Annotated in this window: 17 protein-coding genes; 11 read left to right on the top strand and 6 right to left on the bottom strand. The window is 74.0% G+C overall.

Annotation, left to right across the window (positions count from 1 at the left end; translation table 11 throughout):
- Position 1 precedes the first annotated feature (1 nt).
- From ZF1_RS18580 to ZF1_RS18570, 3 genes are all read right to left on the bottom strand, one after another.
- The gene (locus tag ZF1_RS18580; RefSeq protein WP_062396104.1) at positions 2–745 is read right to left on the bottom strand and encodes a CoA transferase subunit A; all 744 of its coding nucleotides are present in this window, start codon (positions 743–745) and stop codon (positions 2–4) included.
- 302 nt (positions 746–1,047) lie between these two features.
- Positions 1,048–1,944, bottom strand: a complete 897-nt coding sequence (locus tag ZF1_RS18575) for an MOSC domain-containing protein (protein WP_482637910.1) — start codon at positions 1,942–1,944, stop codon at positions 1,048–1,050.
- A 144-nt stretch (positions 1,945–2,088) separates the two neighbouring features.
- A complete protein-coding gene (locus ZF1_RS18570; RefSeq protein ID WP_405416314.1) occupies positions 2,089–2,739 on the bottom strand; it encodes an HAD hydrolase-like protein in 651 nt (216 codons plus the stop codon).
- Between the two features lie 75 nt (positions 2,740–2,814).
- Between ZF1_RS18570 and ZF1_RS18565 the strand changes: the two genes are divergently transcribed.
- From ZF1_RS18565 to ZF1_RS18540, 6 genes are all read left to right on the top strand, one after another.
- Positions 2,815–3,966, top strand: coding sequence for a lyase family protein (locus ZF1_RS18565; protein ID WP_482637909.1), 1,152 nt, complete (start codon positions 2,815–2,817; stop codon positions 3,964–3,966).
- Positions 3,963–4,766, top strand: a complete 804-nt coding sequence (locus ZF1_RS18560; RefSeq protein ID WP_251785148.1) for an IclR family transcriptional regulator domain-containing protein — start codon at positions 3,963–3,965, stop codon at positions 4,764–4,766. The genes ZF1_RS18565 and ZF1_RS18560 overlap by 4 nt, the downstream gene beginning before the upstream one ends.
- Before the next feature lie 67 nt (positions 4,767–4,833).
- The gene (locus ZF1_RS18555; protein ID WP_357461166.1) at positions 4,834–5,970 is read left to right on the top strand and encodes an LLM class flavin-dependent oxidoreductase; all 1,137 of its coding nucleotides are present in this window, start codon (positions 4,834–4,836) and stop codon (positions 5,968–5,970) included.
- Between the two features lie 16 nt (positions 5,971–5,986).
- The gene (locus ZF1_RS18550; protein WP_482637908.1) at positions 5,987–7,048 is read left to right on the top strand and encodes a winged helix DNA-binding domain-containing protein; all 1,062 of its coding nucleotides are present in this window, start codon (positions 5,987–5,989) and stop codon (positions 7,046–7,048) included.
- A 14-nt stretch (positions 7,049–7,062) separates the two neighbouring features.
- On the top strand, positions 7,063–7,926 hold the full coding sequence (locus ZF1_RS18545) for a PaaI family thioesterase (protein WP_482637907.1): 864 nt from the start codon (positions 7,063–7,065) through the stop codon (positions 7,924–7,926).
- A 59-nt stretch (positions 7,927–7,985) separates the two neighbouring features.
- Entirely contained in the window at positions 7,986–9,371 is a 1,386-nt protein-coding gene (locus ZF1_RS18540; protein WP_482637906.1) for an FAD-dependent oxidoreductase, read from the top strand.
- A gap of 30 nt (positions 9,372–9,401) precedes the next feature.
- Here the strand turns inward: ZF1_RS18540 and ZF1_RS18535 are convergent, their stop codons facing one another.
- The gene (locus ZF1_RS18535; RefSeq protein WP_482637905.1) at positions 9,402–9,719 is read right to left on the bottom strand and encodes a hypothetical protein; all 318 of its coding nucleotides are present in this window, start codon (positions 9,717–9,719) and stop codon (positions 9,402–9,404) included.
- A 309-nt stretch (positions 9,720–10,028) separates the two neighbouring features.
- Here ZF1_RS18535 and ZF1_RS18530 point away from each other — a divergent pair, with 309 nt between their 5' ends.
- On the top strand, positions 10,029–10,307 hold the full coding sequence (locus ZF1_RS18530) for an Lrp/AsnC family transcriptional regulator (protein ID WP_060711495.1): 279 nt from the start codon (positions 10,029–10,031) through the stop codon (positions 10,305–10,307).
- Positions 10,308–10,323: 16 nt separating this feature from the next.
- Here ZF1_RS18530 and trpD read toward each other — a convergent pair whose 3' ends face one another.
- Together trpD and ZF1_RS18520 are read right to left on the bottom strand one after the other, a co-directional pair.
- Positions 10,324–11,367, bottom strand: coding sequence for an anthranilate phosphoribosyltransferase (trpD, locus tag ZF1_RS18525; RefSeq protein WP_251785143.1), 1,044 nt, complete (start codon positions 11,365–11,367; stop codon positions 10,324–10,326).
- A gap of 23 nt (positions 11,368–11,390) precedes the next feature.
- Positions 11,391–11,786, bottom strand: coding sequence for a response regulator transcription factor (locus tag ZF1_RS18520; protein ID WP_373324244.1), 396 nt, complete (start codon positions 11,784–11,786; stop codon positions 11,391–11,393).
- Positions 11,787–12,034: 248 nt separating this feature from the next.
- On the opposite strand from ZF1_RS18520, the gene ctaE reads away from it, so the two are divergent.
- From ctaE to qcrB, 4 genes are all read left to right on the top strand, one after another.
- Entirely contained in the window at positions 12,035–12,646 is a 612-nt protein-coding gene (gene ctaE, locus ZF1_RS18515) for an aa3-type cytochrome oxidase subunit III (RefSeq protein ID WP_062396094.1), read from the top strand.
- A gap of 64 nt (positions 12,647–12,710) precedes the next feature.
- Entirely contained in the window at positions 12,711–13,577 is an 867-nt protein-coding gene (qcrC, locus tag ZF1_RS18510; protein WP_208824679.1) for a cytochrome bc1 complex diheme cytochrome c subunit, read from the top strand.
- Positions 13,574–14,710, top strand: coding sequence for a cytochrome bc1 complex Rieske iron-sulfur subunit (gene qcrA / locus ZF1_RS18505; RefSeq protein WP_251785142.1), 1,137 nt, complete (start codon positions 13,574–13,576; stop codon positions 14,708–14,710). The genes qcrC and qcrA overlap by 4 nt, the downstream gene beginning before the upstream one ends.
- A complete protein-coding gene (qcrB, locus tag ZF1_RS18500) occupies positions 14,707–16,422 on the top strand; it encodes a cytochrome bc1 complex cytochrome b subunit (RefSeq protein WP_208824681.1) in 1,716 nt (571 codons plus the stop codon). The genes qcrA and qcrB overlap by 4 nt, the downstream gene beginning before the upstream one ends.
- The last annotated feature ends 29 nt before the right edge of the window (positions 16,423–16,451 follow it).

The following is a 16,451-nucleotide window of genomic DNA, read 5'->3' as shown; positions in this document are numbered from 1 at the left end:
GTCAACGCACCGTCCTGAACTCGACCGGCTTCTCGACGCCGGGGACGTGCAGCACGCGGTGCACGTGGATGCCGGGGGTGTGCACCGCGTCGGGGTCGATCTCCCCGGGCTCGACCAGGTGCTCGACCTGGGCGATCGTGGTCCGCCCGGCCGCGGCGCAGTCCGGGTTGAAGTTGCGCGCCGCGCGCCGGAACACCAGGTTTCCGTGCCGGTCGCCCTTCCAGGCGTGGACCAGCGCGAAGTCCGGGGTGAGGGCGCGCTCGAGGACGTAGGTCACGCCGTCGAACTCGCGGGTCTCCTTCGCCGGGGACTCGACGGCGACCGAGCCGTCGGACGCGTAGCGCCAGGGCAGCCCGCCCTCGGCGACCAGCGTCCCGACCCCGGCCGGGGTGTAGAACGCCGGGATGCCCGCGCCGCCGGCCCGCAGCCGCTCGGCGAGCGTGCCCTGCGGGGTCAGCTCCAGCTCCAGCTCACCGGCCAGGTACTGGCGGGCGAACTCCTTGTTGTTGCCGACGTAGGAGCCGATCGTCCGCCGGATGCGCCCGGCGGCGAGCAGGGTGCCGAGGCCGAAGCCGTCGACGCCCAGGTTGTTCGAGATCGTCTCCAGGTCCGTCGCGCCCTGCTCCAGCAGTGCCGCGATCAGCACCGTCGGAACCCCGGACATGCCGAACCCGCCGACCGCGAGCGACGCCCCGTCGCCGATGTCGGCGACCGCGTCCGCGGCGGATGCCACCACCTTGTCCATCACGCACCTCCGTCGCCGGCGAGGGTACGCGGTGTACGACAGACGCACAAGCGTTCGCCCTGCGAACACCGTCCGACGGGTCGGGACCCACCCTCCGCGCGCCGAGGTGCAGCTCGGGGGTGTCCGAGAGGCCGACCGGGAGCTCTGAACTGCATCCCGGTGACGTTCCAGGGGCGGGGGTGCCCTCTCACGGTGTCGAGATGCAGCTCAGCGGGCCCGAGGGTGCCCCGCACCCCGCTGAGCTGCATCTCGGCGACCGCCGCCGTCGCGGCGCACCGTCGGCGGGGCGGGCGCGGCGTGGGTCAGGCGGGGGCGGTGTGCGGGTCCCCGACGGCGATCTCCCCGCCTGCGGCGACCTCGGCGTAGACCCCGGCGCACGCCCAGACCCCGCCGACCTGCGGGATCTCGATGCGGTTGTTCTTCGCGATCGTCCGCAGGGTGTCCGGGTCGTCGGACAGGTCGCCCTGGGGGAGCGTGGTCATGACACAGCGCATGGTGGCGAAGGAGAACGTGATCCGGGCGTCGTCGCCCAGGGCGCTGGTGCTGCCGGGCCAGTCGTTCTCGACGAAGCCCGTCCCCTCGTCGCGCAGCACGATGTTGGGGCGGTAGCGGAGCGGGTCGAAGGTCGCGTCCGGGTTCAGCTCCCGGAGCCGGTCCAGCGTCGACTCGGTGAGCACGTGCAGCGACGACAGGTCGAAGAACGTGCCCGGCGCCCCGAACGCGGAGATGTCGAACCGGCTGATGACCTCGCCGGAGTCTTCGTGCCGGGTCGTCGTGTCCTCGATGAGCTTCCGCGGCGCGAGCTGCTGCGGGGTGAGGCCCTCGATGTCGGGCCACAGCTCCTCGAAGTAGCTCCCCTCCGGCGGGACCGAGATCAGCGAGACGTCGCGGCCCAGCGCCGCGGAGAGCGCGGTGTCGAGGCCCTCGTCGTCGCTGCGCAGCACCGAGCCGTCCGGGAAGGTGATCTCCACCGGCGGGGTGGGCTCCCCGACGACCGGCTCGGCCACGAACCGCGCGGAGAAGCTCAGCAGGCCCAGCCAGCGCTTGGGCACCTTGGCGCTGGCGATGATGCCGGTCCCGTTGTCGAGCACCGCGTAGGCGCGGTCGCCGAGCAGCCCCCGTTCGGTGATGGTGGCCCGGGTCAGGGACTCCCCGAGCATCGACTTGACCGGATAGCGGTAGAGCGCGGCGACCGTCATGTCCGGTGTATATCGGCCCGTCCGTTCGACGTGCACGGCCCGAACGGACGGGCCCGCGGGAGCGGTCCTCAGCTGAGGACGCGGCTCCGGTCGGCGGCCGCAGATGCGCGGCCTCCGGCGCCCGGTTCACCCGGACGTCGCAGCTCAGCGGCCGAGCAGTGCCGCCCGCAGCTCGTCGGCGGTGGCGTACACCGTCGTGGCGCCCGCGGCCTCCAGCTCGCCCGGCTCGGCGTAGCCCCAGCCCGCTCCGGCACAACGGAGGCCGTGCTCGGCGGCGCCCTCGACGTCGTGCAGCCGGTCGCCGACCATCAGCGGCTCGTCCGCGCCCGCGGGGGACCCGAGCCGGCGCAGCGCCTCGGCGACGACGGCGCCCTTGGTCGGCCGGTCCGCGGCGCGGGTGTCACCGACGATCTCGGTGAACAGGTCGGTCCAGCCGTGGTGGGCGAGGATCTTGCGGGCCGAGGTCTCGCCCTTGCTGGTGGCCAGGGCCATCGTCACGCCGGCCGCGGACAGGGCACGCAGCAGCTCCGCGACGCCGGGGTAGGGCGTGCAGTCCAGGCAGCCGTCCTCGTCGCCGTAGAGGCGCCGGTACACCGGCAGCACGGCGGCGGTGCCCTCGTCGCCGAGGATCGGGGGCAGGCTGCGGTAGAGCGGCGGGCCGAGCAGGTGCGTGCCGAGCGCGGACTCGGGGACGTCCAGGCCCACCTCGTCGATCGCGCGGCGCATCGAGCCGAGGATGCCGGGGGCGGAGTCGACGAGGGTGCCGTCGAGGTCGAGCAGGATGTGGGTCAGCACGTCGGGTCATTCTGCCTCCCGGGAGACCCGGCCGTCCCTTCTCCCTGAACGGTCGCAGGTCGTACACTTGTACGCATGGCGAACACACTGCTCGGGCCGCTGTCCGGCACCGACCGGGTCGACGGTCTGCTCGACGACGGCGCGTGGATCGCCGCCCTGCTGGAGGTCGAACTGGCGCTGTCGGCGGTCGCCGCCGAGCAGGGCGCGGTCACCGAGCACGACGCCGACGCGGTGGAACGCGCCGTCGCCGCCGTCGCGGGCGTCGACCCGCACGCGCTGGCCGCCGAGTCGGTCGAGGGCGGCAACCCGGTGATCCCGCTGGTCAAGCGGCTCAAGGCGGCCGCGGCGCGGATCCAGCCCGGCGCCGAGCGCGCGGTGCACCCGGGCGCCACCAGCCAGGACGTCATGGACACCGCGCTGATGCTGCTCACCCGACGGGCCGGGCACCGCGTCGTCGCCGACCTCACCGCCTGCGCCGACGCCGCGGCCGCGCTCGCCGCCACCCACCGCGACACCCCATGCGCCGCCCGCACCCTCGGCCAGCAGGCGCTGCCCACCACCTTCGGCCTCGTCGCCGCCACCTGGTGCACCGGGCTGGACCGGGCCCGCACCGGCCTCGACCGGGTGCTCACCGCGCTGCCGGTCTCCTACGGCGGCGCCGCGGGCACCCTCGCGGCCGTCCACCCGTTCGGCCCGGCCGTCGCCGACGCGCTGGCCGCGCGGCTCGGCCTCGCCCCGCAGGGCGTGCCGTGGCACACCGAACGCAGCCGTATCGGCGAGCTCGCCGGGGCGCTCGGCGTCGCCGCCGGGGCCTGCGCCAAGCCCGCGGGCGACGTCGTGCTGCTGTCCGCCACCGAGCTCGGCGAGGTGTCGGAGTCCGCGCCGGGGGACTCGTCGTCGATGCCGCACAAGCGCAACCCGGCCGCGGCCGTCACCGCCCGTGGCGCCGCGAAGCGCGCCCCCGGCCTGGTCGCGACGCTGCTCGCCGGCGCCGAGCAGGAGTTCCAGCGTGCCGCCGGCGCCTGGCACGCGGAATGGGAGACTCTCGTCGCGCTGCTGCGGGTCACCGCGGGCGCCGCGGCCCGGTTGCGGGTGAGCCTGGAGGGGCTGCAGGTGCACCCCGAGGCGATGGCCCGCAACCTCGACCTCGCCGCGGGCGCCCAGGGCCACGGCACCGGGCACGCCGCCGACCTGGTCGACACCGTCCTCGCCGGGCGGGCGGCGTGAGCACCCCGGAGGACGTGGGCGCCCCGCGCACCGAGCAGGTCCGCTCGCTGGCCCGGGGGCTGGCCGTCATCCGGTCCTTCGACGCGCAGCGCCCGCAGCAGACCCTCGCCGACGTCGCCCGTGCCACCGGGCTCACCCGCGCCGCGGCGCGCCGGTTCCTGCTCACCCTGGCCGAGGAGGGCTACGTCCGCACCGACGGCAGGCTGTTCACCCTCACCCCGCGGGTGCTCGAGCTCGGCTGGTCCTACCTGTCCGCGATGGGCCTGCCCGAGATCGCGGCCCCGCACCTGGAGCGCCTGGTCGCCACGGTGCGCGAGTCCGCGTCGGTGTCGGTCCTCGACGGCGACCCGCACACCGGCTACGACGTCGTCTACGTCGCCCGCGTCCCCACCTCGCGGATCATGACCGTCACCATCACCATCGGGACCCGCTTCCCGGCCTGGGCGACGTCGATGGGCCGCGTCCTGCTCGCCGCGCTCCCGCCCGCGACCCTCGACTCCTACCTCGGCGCGCTGGAGCCCGCGGCACTGACCGCGCACACCGTCTCGACGCCCGGGCAGCTGCGCACCGAGCTGGACCGGGTCCGCGCCGACGGGCACTGCGTCGTCGACCAGGAGCTGGAGGCCGGGCTGCGCTCGGTCGCGGTGCCCGTCCACGACCGCGCCGGGAGGGTCGTCGCGGCCGCGAACGTCTCCACCCACGCCTCCCGCAACGACGCCGACGGCCTGCGCGCCGACATCCTGCCCGAGCTGCGCGCCTGCGCCGCCGCGATCGAGGCGGACCTGCGCGCCGCCGGGTGACCGGGAACAGACCGCGCCCGCGGTGGGTTGGCCCTCCCAGGAGCTGATCACGAGCGACGGAGGCACGGTGAGCGGACGTCTGCACCTGGCGGTCGAACTCGGAGCGGCGGGGCGTCACCCCGGCGCGTGGCGGCTCGGCGGCGCCGACCCGGCCCGGCTGTTCACCGCCCCGTACCACCTGGACCTGGCCCGCACCGCGGCGCGCGGCGGCCTCGACCTCGTCGCGCTGCCCGACTCGCTGCAGCCGCCCGGGGCCGACCCGGCCGCACTGCCCGGCACCCTCGACGCCGTCGCCGTCGCCGCGCGGGTCGCGCCCGCCGTCCCCGGTATCGGGATCGTGCCGACGGTGACGGTCACCCACACTGAGCCGTTCCACCTGTCCAAGGCCGTCGCCACCCTGGACTTCGTGTCCACCGGGCGGGCCGGCTGGCAGCCCGACGTGTCGCGCACGCAGGCCGAGGCCGACCTGTTCGGCCGTGCGCGCGCCGACCGCGATGCGGCCTCGCTCTGGCGGGAGGCCGGCGAGGCGATCGAGGTCGCCGCCCGGCTGTGGGACTCCTGGGAGGACGACGCCGAGATCCGCGACGCCGCCACCGGCCGCTTCGTCGACCGCGACCGGCTCCACCACATCGACTTCACCGGCGAGTTCTTCTCCGTGACCGGACCGTCGATCACCCCGCGCCCGCCGCAGGGGCAGCCCCTGACCGTGCTGCGCGGCGACGAGACCGAGGCGCTGGCGACCGTGGGCCGCTACGCCGACGTCGTCCGGGTCGCGGCCGACACGGTCGCCGGTGCCGCCGAGGCCCGGGACCGGGTGCGTGCCGCCGTCGCCGACGCCGGGCGCCACCCCGACCAGGTCACCGTGCTGCTCGACGTCGAGACCCTGCTGGGCGACGACGCCGCCGCGCGGCTGCGCGAGCTCGACGCACTCGCCCCCGCCGACGCCGACACCGTCCCGGCGACGCTGCGCCACGTCGGCGACCCGGCCGCGCTCGCCGCCCTGCTGCGCGACGCCGCCGAGGAGCGCGCCGCCGACGGGTTCGTCCTTGTCCCGCTGGCGCTGCCGTCCGGGGTGGACGAGATCGTCGACGGCCTGCTGCCCGCACTCGGCGACGCCTGGACGCCCGCCCCCTACGACGGCACCCTGCGCGACCGCTTCGGGCTCGCCCGCCCCGCGGACCGGTACACCCCGACGGCGGGCTGACCGGCACACTCGCCGGGTGCGCGTCCTCACCGCCGACGACCGGCTGCGGGCCCTGCTCGCCCGCCAGCTCCTCACCGGGCGAGCCGCCCTGACGGTGCCGCGCGCCCTGGAGCGCATCGGTGGGCTGCAGACCCAGCACGCCCCGTCGGGCTACCTCGGGCTCTGGTCGCGGCTCATCGGCTTCGAGCGGTCCGCACTGACCGCGATGCTGCACGACGGACGCGTCGTACAGGCCTGGGCGATGCGCTCGACCATCCACATGCTCAGCCGCCGCGACCACCGGGTGTTCACCGCCGCCGTCCGCGCCGAGCAGCGCGCGGACTGGCTGCGGCTGTCCCGCGACGTCACCGACGCCGACATGACCGCCGCCGCACGCGTCGTCGGCGGGCTGCTGGCCGACGGGCCGCGCCGGCACGCCGAGATCACCGCCGCACTCGCCGACGCGGGCCTGCCCGCGGGCGTCTTCCCCGGCGTGCAGCACTGGGTCGGGCTCGTGCGGATCCCGCCCGCCGGCACCTGGGCGACCCCGCGCGCCCACGTCTACGGCCTCGCCGCGCCCGGCCCGGAGCCCGGCCCCGCCGCGGCACGGGCCGCGCTGGCCCGCCGCTACCTGCGGGCCTTCGGGCCCGCGTCCGCGCCGGACGTCGCGCGGTTCGCGGGCTGGCCGGTCCGCGTCGCCCGCGCAGCCCTGGCGGGGGAGGACCTGCGCCCGTTCGCCGCCGAGGACGGCACCACGCTGCTCGACGTGCCGCGCGCCCCGCTGCCCGGGCCCGGCGCCCCGCTGCCGGTGCGTTTCCTCGGCCCCTACGACGCGGTGCTGCTGCTCGGGCACGCCGCGGCCACCGGGATCGTGCCCGCCGAGCACCGCCACCACGTGTTCGCCACGACCCGGCCCCGCTCGGCGCCGGTGTTCCTGCTGCACGGCCGGGTCGCCGGCACCTGGGAGCACCGCGACGGCCGCGTCGCCACCACCCCGTTCACCCCGCTCGACGCCGCCGACCGGCGCGCCGTCGACGACGAGGCCGAGCTGCTCACCGCCTGGTACCGGGACCCGGGGCCGGGAGCGTCCCCGGGGTGACGCACGATGGGATCATGACCGGCACGACGCAGCCGAAGCCGACCAGGCCCGCACCGGGCACCCGGGAGCGGCTGCGGCGCGCGCCGGTCGAGTCGGGTCTCGGGATGGCTCCCGACCCGTCGTCGACCCCGGAGCGCGTGGTGGTGCGCGCCCCGCTGCACGACGGCGTCCGCACCGCCGACGGCCGGGTCCTCCCGGTGCTCCCGGCGCTGCTGGCCGACGCGGGCCTCGGCTACCTCGTCTTCTCCACGGCGCGGCTCACCGGAGGCGCGCCCACCGTCGACCTGCGCCTGGACGCGGCCGGGGTCCCCGCACCGGACGCGCGGTGGCTGCGCGCCGAGCTGACGCTGCTGCACCTCGACGACGAGGTCGGCGTCGGCCGGGCCGAGATGCGCGACGACACCGGGGTCGCCGTCGCGCACGTCGTCGCCACCTTCGCGCTGACCGGTGCCCCCGCGGGCCCCGGCGGGCTCGCGACCGCGCCCGCGACGGGGACCACCGCCGCCGGCACCGACGCCCGGGCCGCGCTGCCGCCGTTCGACGCCACCCGGCTGCGGACCGAGCACCTCGAGCGCGACGCCGACGGCGACGTCGTGTTCACCCCCGGCCCGTCGACGACGAACCTCAACGGCACCACCCACGGCGCGGTCCTGTCCGGGCTCGCCGCCGCGGTCCAGTCCGCGCACCCCGGCGCCGCGGACGCCCGGCCGTTGTCCACGACGGTGGAGTTCCTGCGTCCGGTGCAGGTCACCGACCGGCTGCGGGCCCGCACCGTCGCGATCCGCGACGGCCGCCGGTTCCGCACCCTGGGCACGGAGCTGCTGCTGCCCGACGGGCGGACCGCGGTGCGCGCCGTCGGCACCGCGCTGCGCCGATGATCGCCCGGACGGGTCGTCGCTGTTAGCGTCGTCACCGTCCCCGGCTCGGAGGTGCGCACGTGTCGACCCCGCAGGTCCCCGCCCCACGACCCCACCGGATCGCCGTCATCGGGTCCGGACCGTCCGGTCTGTACACGGCCGAGGCGCTGCTGGCGGGTGACCCGTCGGTGCACGTCGACGTGATCGACCGGCTGCCCGCGCCCTACGGTCTGGTCCGCTACGGCGTCGCCCCCGACCACGTGAAGATGAAGTCGGTCATCCGCGCGCTGGTGCGGACCTTCGACGACAGCGACCGTGTCCGGTTCCTCGGCAACGTCCACGTCGGCCCCGGCGGCATCCCGGGGGAGGCGCTGCGGGAGCACTACCACGCCGTCGTGCACGCGACGGGCAGCGCGGTCGACCGCGACCTCGGCGTCCCGGGGGAGGACCTCGCGGGCTCGGTCGGGTCCGGCGCGTTCGTGTCCTGGTACTGCGGGCACCCCGACGCGGTCGGTCCCGGCCCGCTGCTCGACCGCCCCGGCGTGGTCGTGGTCGGCGCGGGGAACGTCGCCGTCGACGTCGCGCGGGTCCTGGCCCGCCCCGCCGACGACCTCGCCGCCACCGACGCGCACGACGCGGTGCTCGACGCGCTGCGGGCGAGCGCGGTCACCGACGTGCACGTACTGGTCCGGCGCGACCCGCTGCACGTGAAGTTCACCCCCGCCGAGCTGCGCGGTCTCGGCGGCCTCGACGACGTCGACGTCGTGGTGCACGACGACGGCCTGCTCGCCGCGGGCGTGGCCGAGCCGGAGGAACGCCGGATGCGCCAGAACATCGAGATGCTCACCGCATGGGCCCGCCGGTCCTCCACCGGCGCGCCCCGGCGGATCCACCTGCGGTTCCTGCGGTCCCCGGTCCGGCTCGTCGACGACGGCACCGGCCGGGTCGGCGCCGTCGAGATCGAACGCAACGCCCTTGGCGACGACGGCCGGGTGCGTGGCACGGGGGAGCGGGAGACCCTGGACGCGGGCCTGGTCGTGCGGGCCATCGGCTACGCGGGCGAGCCCATCGAGGGGCTGCCGTTCGACGCGGCCACCGGCACCGTCCCGCACGACGCGGGACGGGTGCTGCTCGGCGGGGAGCCGGTGCGCGGCAGCTACGTGGCCGGGTGGATCAAGCGGGGCCCGACCGGCGTGATCGGCACCAACAAGGGCGACGGCGCGCAGACCGCGGAGTCGGTGCTGGCCGACCTGCCGACCCTGTCGACGCCGCCGCGGCCGGGCGGCGACGCCGTCGTCGAGCGGATGCGCTCCTACGGCGTCGACCCCGTGCTGTGGGAGGACTGGCTGCGTCTCGACGCCGCCGAACTCGCCCTGGGGGAGCGGCGCGGCGGCACCGACCGGGTCAAGATCGCGGACCGGGCGGAGATGCTGGACGCCGCCCGCCGCCACAGCTCGCGGTCGTAGCGGCCGGTTCCCGCACGGCCGCCGTACGGCTCAGTACGGGTCGACCGCCATGACGCAGGACATCGCGCCCATGCCGCGGGAGAAGTCGTCGGCCTCGTCGGGGGTCATCGACATGGTGCAGGTGACCGAACTGTAGGCGACGCCCTCACGGACGTCGACGCAGAACTCGCGCAGCGTGCGGCCGCAGCTCTGCAGCGCCGAGGCGATCTGCATGACCCCGGCCATCCCGTCGCCGGTGACGACGGTGTGCCGGCGGGGCATCCGGGACGCGATGTCCGCGGCGCCACCGGAACCGGTGGGGAAGGAGAAGGTGGTGGTGGTCGTGGGACGGTCGGCGGTGATGCTCATGATCGTGTGGCTCCATGCGTTGCGCGAGAGAGAAGCGGGAACGCGAGCCAGGTCTCGTGGATCCTCACCGCGGTGTGCGGGAGGGAAGCGCCGGGATTGCGGCGCGGGCGCGTCGGCGGCCTGGATCAGCCGACGCGCAGTGCTACTACCGCGAGAAGTCGTGCGGGCAGCGCTGCGGCCGGAGCAAGGGTGTGCTCGACGGTGCGCATGACGATCACAGTAGCAACCGGATGCGGCCTGCGCCACAGGGGATGCCCCCACTAGCCTCATCGGTGTCCGCCACGCCCTGACCCGAGGGGGAGCCCCACCGTGATCACCGCGATCGTCCTGGTGCACACCGCCGCCGACCGGATCCCCGAGACCGCGCAGGCCATCGCGGACCTCGACGGCGTCTCGGAGGTCTACTCCTGCGCCGGTGACGTGGACCTGATCGCGATCGTCAAGGTGCGCGAGCACGAGCAGCTCGCCGACGTGATCGCCAGCCGGCTCAGCCGGATCGACGGCGTCGTCGGGACCGACACCCACATCGCGTTCCGGTCCTACTCCAAGGCCGACACCGACGCCGCGTTCGCCATCGGGCTCGACTGAGCCCGGCCCCCGCGGGTCAGGCCGACGCGAGCTCGGTCGAGAGCGCGGCCCAGCGGGCCAGCAGGTCCGCGGCCGCGCCGGAGTCCACCGCCTCGGCGACGGCGTCGAGCGCCGCCCCGACCGACGCGGTGAGGTCCGCACCGACCCCGCGGTGCGCGGCGAGCGCCCCGGCGGCGTTGAGCAGCACGGCGTCGCGCACCGGTCCGGTCTTGCCTGCCACCAGGTCGCGGACGACGGCGGCGTTGACCTGCCGGGTGCCGCCGCGCAGGTCCTCGGCGGTGGCCACGCCGACCCCGAGGTCGGCCGGGTCGAGCCGCTCCTCGCGGACGGTGCCGCCGTCGCTGATCCAGACCGTGCTGCGCCCGGTGGTGGTCAGCTCGTCGAGCCCGTCGTCGCCGCGCACCACCAGTACCGACTTGCCGCGCCGGGCGAAGACCTCGGCCATCGTCGCGGCGTGCCGGGGGTCGGCGCAGCCGATCAGGCCGGTCTCCGGCTGGGCCGGGTTGGACAGCGGCCCGAGCAGGTTCATCGCGGTCGGGACGCCGAGCTCGCGACGGACCCCGCCGGCGTAGCGCATGGCGGGGTGGAAGGACTGCGCGAAGCAGAACGCGATCCCCAGCTCCGCGGCGCACCGCTCGACCGCGGACGGGGTCAGCTCGATCGCGACGCCCAGCTCCTCCAGCACGTCGGCCGTCCCGCACTGCGACGACGCCGCGCGCCCGCCGTGCTTGACCACCGGCGCACCCGCCGCCGCGACGACGATCGCCGCCATCGTGGAGATGTTCACCGTGTGCGCCTGGTCCCCGCCGGTGCCGACGACGTCGACCGAGCGCCCGGGCACGTGCACCCGCAGCGCGTGGGCCAGCATCGCGTCGGCCATGCCCGAGATCTCCGCGGGCGTCTCGCCCTTCGCACGCAGCGCCACGAGGAACCCGGCGAGCTGCGCCGGGGTCGCGTCGCCGGCGAAGACCTGACCCATCGCCCAGGTCGCCTCGTCGGCGGTGACGTCCTCGCCGCGCATCAGGCGGCCGATCACGGAGGGCCAGGTGGGTGCGCTCACGACGTGAGGTGTCCTCTGTCTCGCTACTGCTGCGGGGTCAGGGTGCCGGGCCGGTGGTCGCGCAGGACCTGCGCGACGACCTCGGCCGCCTCGATCGGGTCGAGCGGGTGCACGAGCACGGCGTCCGCCTCCGACCAGGTGGCGAGCCAGCGGTCGTCCCGGCGGCGGACGGTCAGCACGATCGGGGGGCAGTCGACGATCTCGTGACGCAGCTGCTTGGCCACGCCCATCCCACCGGTCGGCTGCGCCTCGCCGTCGAGGACCAGCAGGTCGGCCTCACCGGCGTCGCAGGCCGCGAGGACCTCGGCGATGCCGGCCGCCTCCACCCAGCGCACCCGGCCCACGTCCGGGGCGGGCCGCCGCCCGACCGCCTCGATGATGCTCTCGCGGACCTCGGGACGGTGGCTGTAGACCAGCACCGTGCTGGTCCCCGTCACCGATCCGGCCGCGCTGCCGATCTCTGCCGCTCGTCCGCTCACGCCGGGGATACTAGGGGAACCCTCCGTCGCCCCCGAACGTTGTCGTGCCGGCGGTCCGGGACGGGGCCGTCCGGCGGCCCCCGGTCGCCCCGACCAGGCGAAGAGTTCGGTGATCATGGGGTCCGTTCGCCGATCGTGATGTGGCGAGGGGTATCCCGACAAGCCGTAGAAGTTCGGCTCGGGTCATAATGCCCGACGTGACGACAGCGGCACCCAACATCAGCGCGCGGATCCATTCGCTGAACCGCCCCAACCTGGTCAGCATCGGCACCATCGTCTGGCTCTCCAGCGAGCTGATGTTCTTCGCCGGGCTGTTCGCGATGTACTTCACCGCGCGGGCGCAGAACGACGGCCCCTGGCCGCCGCCGCCCACCGAGCTCGACGTCCCCTACGCGCTCGCGATCACGATCGTGCTCGTGGCGTCCTCGTTCACCTGCCAGTTCGGCGTGTTCGCCGCCGAGCGTGGTGACGTGTTCGGCCTGCGTCGCTGGTACGCCCTGACGCTGGCGATGGGGACGTTCTTCGTGCTGGGCCAGGCCTTCGAGTACTACACCCTGGTCACCTCGCACGAGACGACGATCGCGTCGAGCGCCTACGGGTCGGTCTTCTACCTGGCGACCGGCTTCCACGGGCTGCACGTGGTCGGCGGCCTGGTCGCGTTCGTGTACCTGATCATCCGCACGAAGCTCAGCAAGTTCACGCCCGCCCAGGCCACCGCGGCGATCGTGGTGTCGTACTACTGGCACTTCGTCGACGTGGTGTGGATCGGGCTGTTCGCCACGATCTACTTCATCCGCTGACCGATCGCGCCGCCCGTTCCCTGACAGCACCCGCCACGACGTCGAGGTTGGAAGACCCCCAGCGATGACCGAGAACCAGAACCCACCACCGGCCGACCGGCCGGACGAGAAGGCCGGGGGCCGCACCCGTCCGCACGGCAAGATGAAGCGCCGCATCGCCGGCGCCCTCGCCATCGGGCTGGGCCTGCTGTCCGTCGGTTTCCTCTACGCCGCCTTCGCGCCGCAGCCGCAGGTCGCCCAGGCGCAGCAGGACACCGCGCTGATCGCCAAGGGCGAGCAGCTCTACAACAACACCTGCATCACCTGCCACGGTGCGAACCTGCAGGGTGTCCAGGACCGCGGCCCGAGCCTCATCGGCGTCGGTGACGCGGCGGTCTACTTCCAGGTGTCCTCGGGTCGTATGCCGATGGCGCGCCAGGAGGCCCAGGCGGCCCGCAAGCACCCGCTGCCGATCTTCGACCCGGAGACCCAGGAGGGCCGGGCGAACCTCGAGGCGCTGGGCGCGTTCGTGCAGGCCAACGGCGGCGGGCCGGTCACCCCGGCCGCGACCGGCGAGGCCCTGCGCGGCGACGACCCGGGCCGCGGCGGCGTGCTGTACCGCCTGAACTGCGCCTCGTGCCACAACTTCACCGGTGTCGGCGGCGCGCTGTCGTCCGGCAAGTACGCTCCCGCGCTCGAGCCGGCCAGCGAGGAGCAGATCTACACCGCGATGCAGACCGGTCCGCAGAACATGCCGCGCTTCTCCGACCAGCAGCTCACGCCGCAGGAGAAGCAGGACATCATCGCGTACATCAAGTCGGTGAACCACGCCAACGACCCGGGCGGCTACTCGCTGCTGGGTCTCGGTCCGACGGCCGAGGGTGTCTTCATCTTCGCCGTCGTGATGTCCGGTCTGGTCGGGTTCGCGATCTGGTTGGGGGCGAAGAGTTGAGCAGCGAAGTCAGCACCGGGTCGGACCGTCGTCCGACCAAGGAGGAGCTCGACGCGATGTCGCCCGAGCAGCTGGCCCGTCTGGCCGGTGAGCTCGACGAGGTCGAGGTCGTGCACAACACGCCGGCGTTCCCGATCCCGGGGACCCGTGCGGAGAAGCGCGCCGAGCGTTCGGTCGCGCTGTGGTTCGTCATCTCGGCGATCTCCATGATCGCCTTCGTGGTCGCGTTCATCGCGTGGCCGTGGGAGTACGTCAACGTCGGCGAGCCCGGCCACGCGCTCTACAACCTCTACACCCCGGTCATCGGCTTCACCTTCGGGTTCTCGGTGCTCTCCATCGGCATCGCGGTCATCCAGATGGTGAAGAAGCTGTTCCCGGAGGAGACCTCGGTCCAGCAGCGCCACGACGGCCCGTCCACCGACGTCGACCGCGCCACCTTCCTGGCCCAGGTCGCCGACGCGGGCAAGGGCACCACGATCGGGCGTCGCAAGCTGATCATCCGCAGCGCCGGTCTGGCCGCGGCCGTGGCCGGTATCGGCACCGGTGTCGTCGCTCTCGGCGGCATCATCCGGAACCCGTGGGCCGAGGGTGACGACGCCCCGCTGTGGCACACGGGCTGGCGTCCGGAGAACGGCGAGACGGTGTACCTGCGCACCGACACGGGTATCCTCTCCGAGATCGCCCGAGTGCGACCCGAGGACATGGAGCCGGGTGCCATGATGACCGTCTTCCCGTACCGCGAGAGCGAGCGGGGCAACGAGGAGGAGCTGCTGCACGCGCAGCGCGCCTCGGACGCGCCGGTCATGCTCATCCGTCTCCGCCCCGGGACCGAGGTCACGAAGCGCCCCGGTCAGGAGAACTTCAACTACGGTGACTTCTACGCCTGGTCGAAGGTCTGCACCCACCTCGGGTGCCCGACCTCGCTGTTCCAGGCGCAGGACAACCGCATTCTCTGCCCGTGCCACCAGTCGCAGTTCCTGGCCACGCAGGACGCCGAGCCCGTCTTCGGGCCGGCCGCCCGGCCGTTGCCGCAGCTGCCGATCACGGTGAACGAGGAGGGCTACTTCGTCGCCCGCAGCGACTTCGTGGAGCCCGTCGGACCCGCGTTCTGGGAGAGGCCGAAGACGACATGAGTTCGATCACGACACCCACCACCTCCTCAGGGGGCCTCGCGGCCAAGGGCGGCGCGGCACTCGACCAGGCGGACCAGCGCTACCACGCGGCCGCCGGACTGCGGAAGCAGTTCAACAAGGTCTTCCCGACCCACTGGTCGTTCATGCTGGGCGAGATCGCCCTGTACAGCTTCATCATCGTGCTGCTGTCGGGCACCTACCTGGCGCTGTTCTTCGACCCCTCCATGCAGGAGGTCGTCTACAACGGGCCGTACGACCCGCTGCGCGGCGTCCACATGTCGCGGGCCTACGAGTCCGCGCTGGAGATCTCGCTCGAGGTCCGCGGCGGCCTGTTCATGCGTCAGCTGCACCACTGGGCGGCGCTGCTCTTCGTCGCGGCGATGATCATCCACATGTTCCGGGTGTTCTTCACCGGCGCGTTCCGCAAGCCGCGTGAGGCCAACTGGACCATCGGCGTCGTGCTGATCCTGCTGGGCACCTTCGCCGGCTTCACCGGCTACTCCCTGCCGGACGACCTGCTCTCGGGCGTCGGGCTGCGGATCGCCTCGGGCATCACGCTGACCGTGCCGATCATGGGCACCTGGGTGCACTGGGCGCTGTTCGGCGGCGAGTTCCCCGGGACCGAGATCATCCCGCGGCTCTACATCATCCACGTGCTGATCCTGCCGGGGATCATCCTCGCGCTGATCGCCGTGCACCTCGGCCTGGTGTGGTACCAGAAGCACACCCAGTTCCCCGGCCCCGGCCGGACCGAGAACAACGTCGTCGGCGTGCGGATCATGCCGCAGTTCGCGGCGAAGGGCGGCGCGTTCTTCTTCGTCGTCGCCGGTGTGCTGGCCCTGATCTCCGGGCTGTTCCAGATGAACCCGATCTGGCACCTCGGCCCGTACGACGCCTCGCACATCTCCGCCGGGTCGCAGCCGGACTTCTACATGCTGTGGTCCGAGGGCATGGGCCGGATCTTCCCGCCGTGGGAGTTCTACCTGTTCGGGACATACACGATCCCGGCGGCGTTCATCCCCACCGCGGGCTTCCTGCCGGTGCTGTTCGTGCTCGCCGGGGCCTACCCGGCCATCGAGCGGCGCTTCACCGGGGACGACGCGCTGCACAACCTGTTGCAGCGTCCGCGCGACGTGCCGGTCCGGACCGCGCTCGGCGCCATGGCGATCTCGTTCTACCTGTGGCTCGTGATGTGCGGGTTCAACGACTGGATCTCGTACTTCTTCCACATCTCGCTGAACGCGACCACGTGGGCCGGCCGCATCGGTCTGCTCGTCGTGCCGCCGATCGTGTACTGGGTGGCCTACCGCTGGTGCATCGGTCTGCAGCGGTCGGACCGCGCGGTGCTGGAGCACGGCATCGAGACGGGCATCATCAAGCGGCTGCCGCACGGTGAGTTCATCGAGGTGCACCAGCCGCTGGGCGGCGTCGACTCGCACGGCCACGCCATCCCGCTGGAGTACCAGGGCGCCTCGGTGCCCAAGCGGATGAACCAGCTCGGGTCGGCGGGTGAGCCGGTCTCCGGTTCGCTGCTCACGCCGGACCCGGTCGAGGAGTCCCGCGCGCTGGCCGTGGCCCGCCACGAGGCCCACGAGCGGGAGCTCGAGGAGTCCCGCCGGCGCCACGAGGCGCGGGCGGAGCTCGAGTCCCGCAGCGGTGAGCTCGCGGGCCGCCCGGACGACGGTGGTCGTCCGCAGCAGCCGCGCGACTGAGCACGGTCCGGGCCCCGGCCCGGAAGCAC

Source organism: Pseudonocardia sp. ZF1, from assembly GCF_056835605.1.
This window is presented reverse-complemented; position numbering and strand designations above follow the sequence as displayed.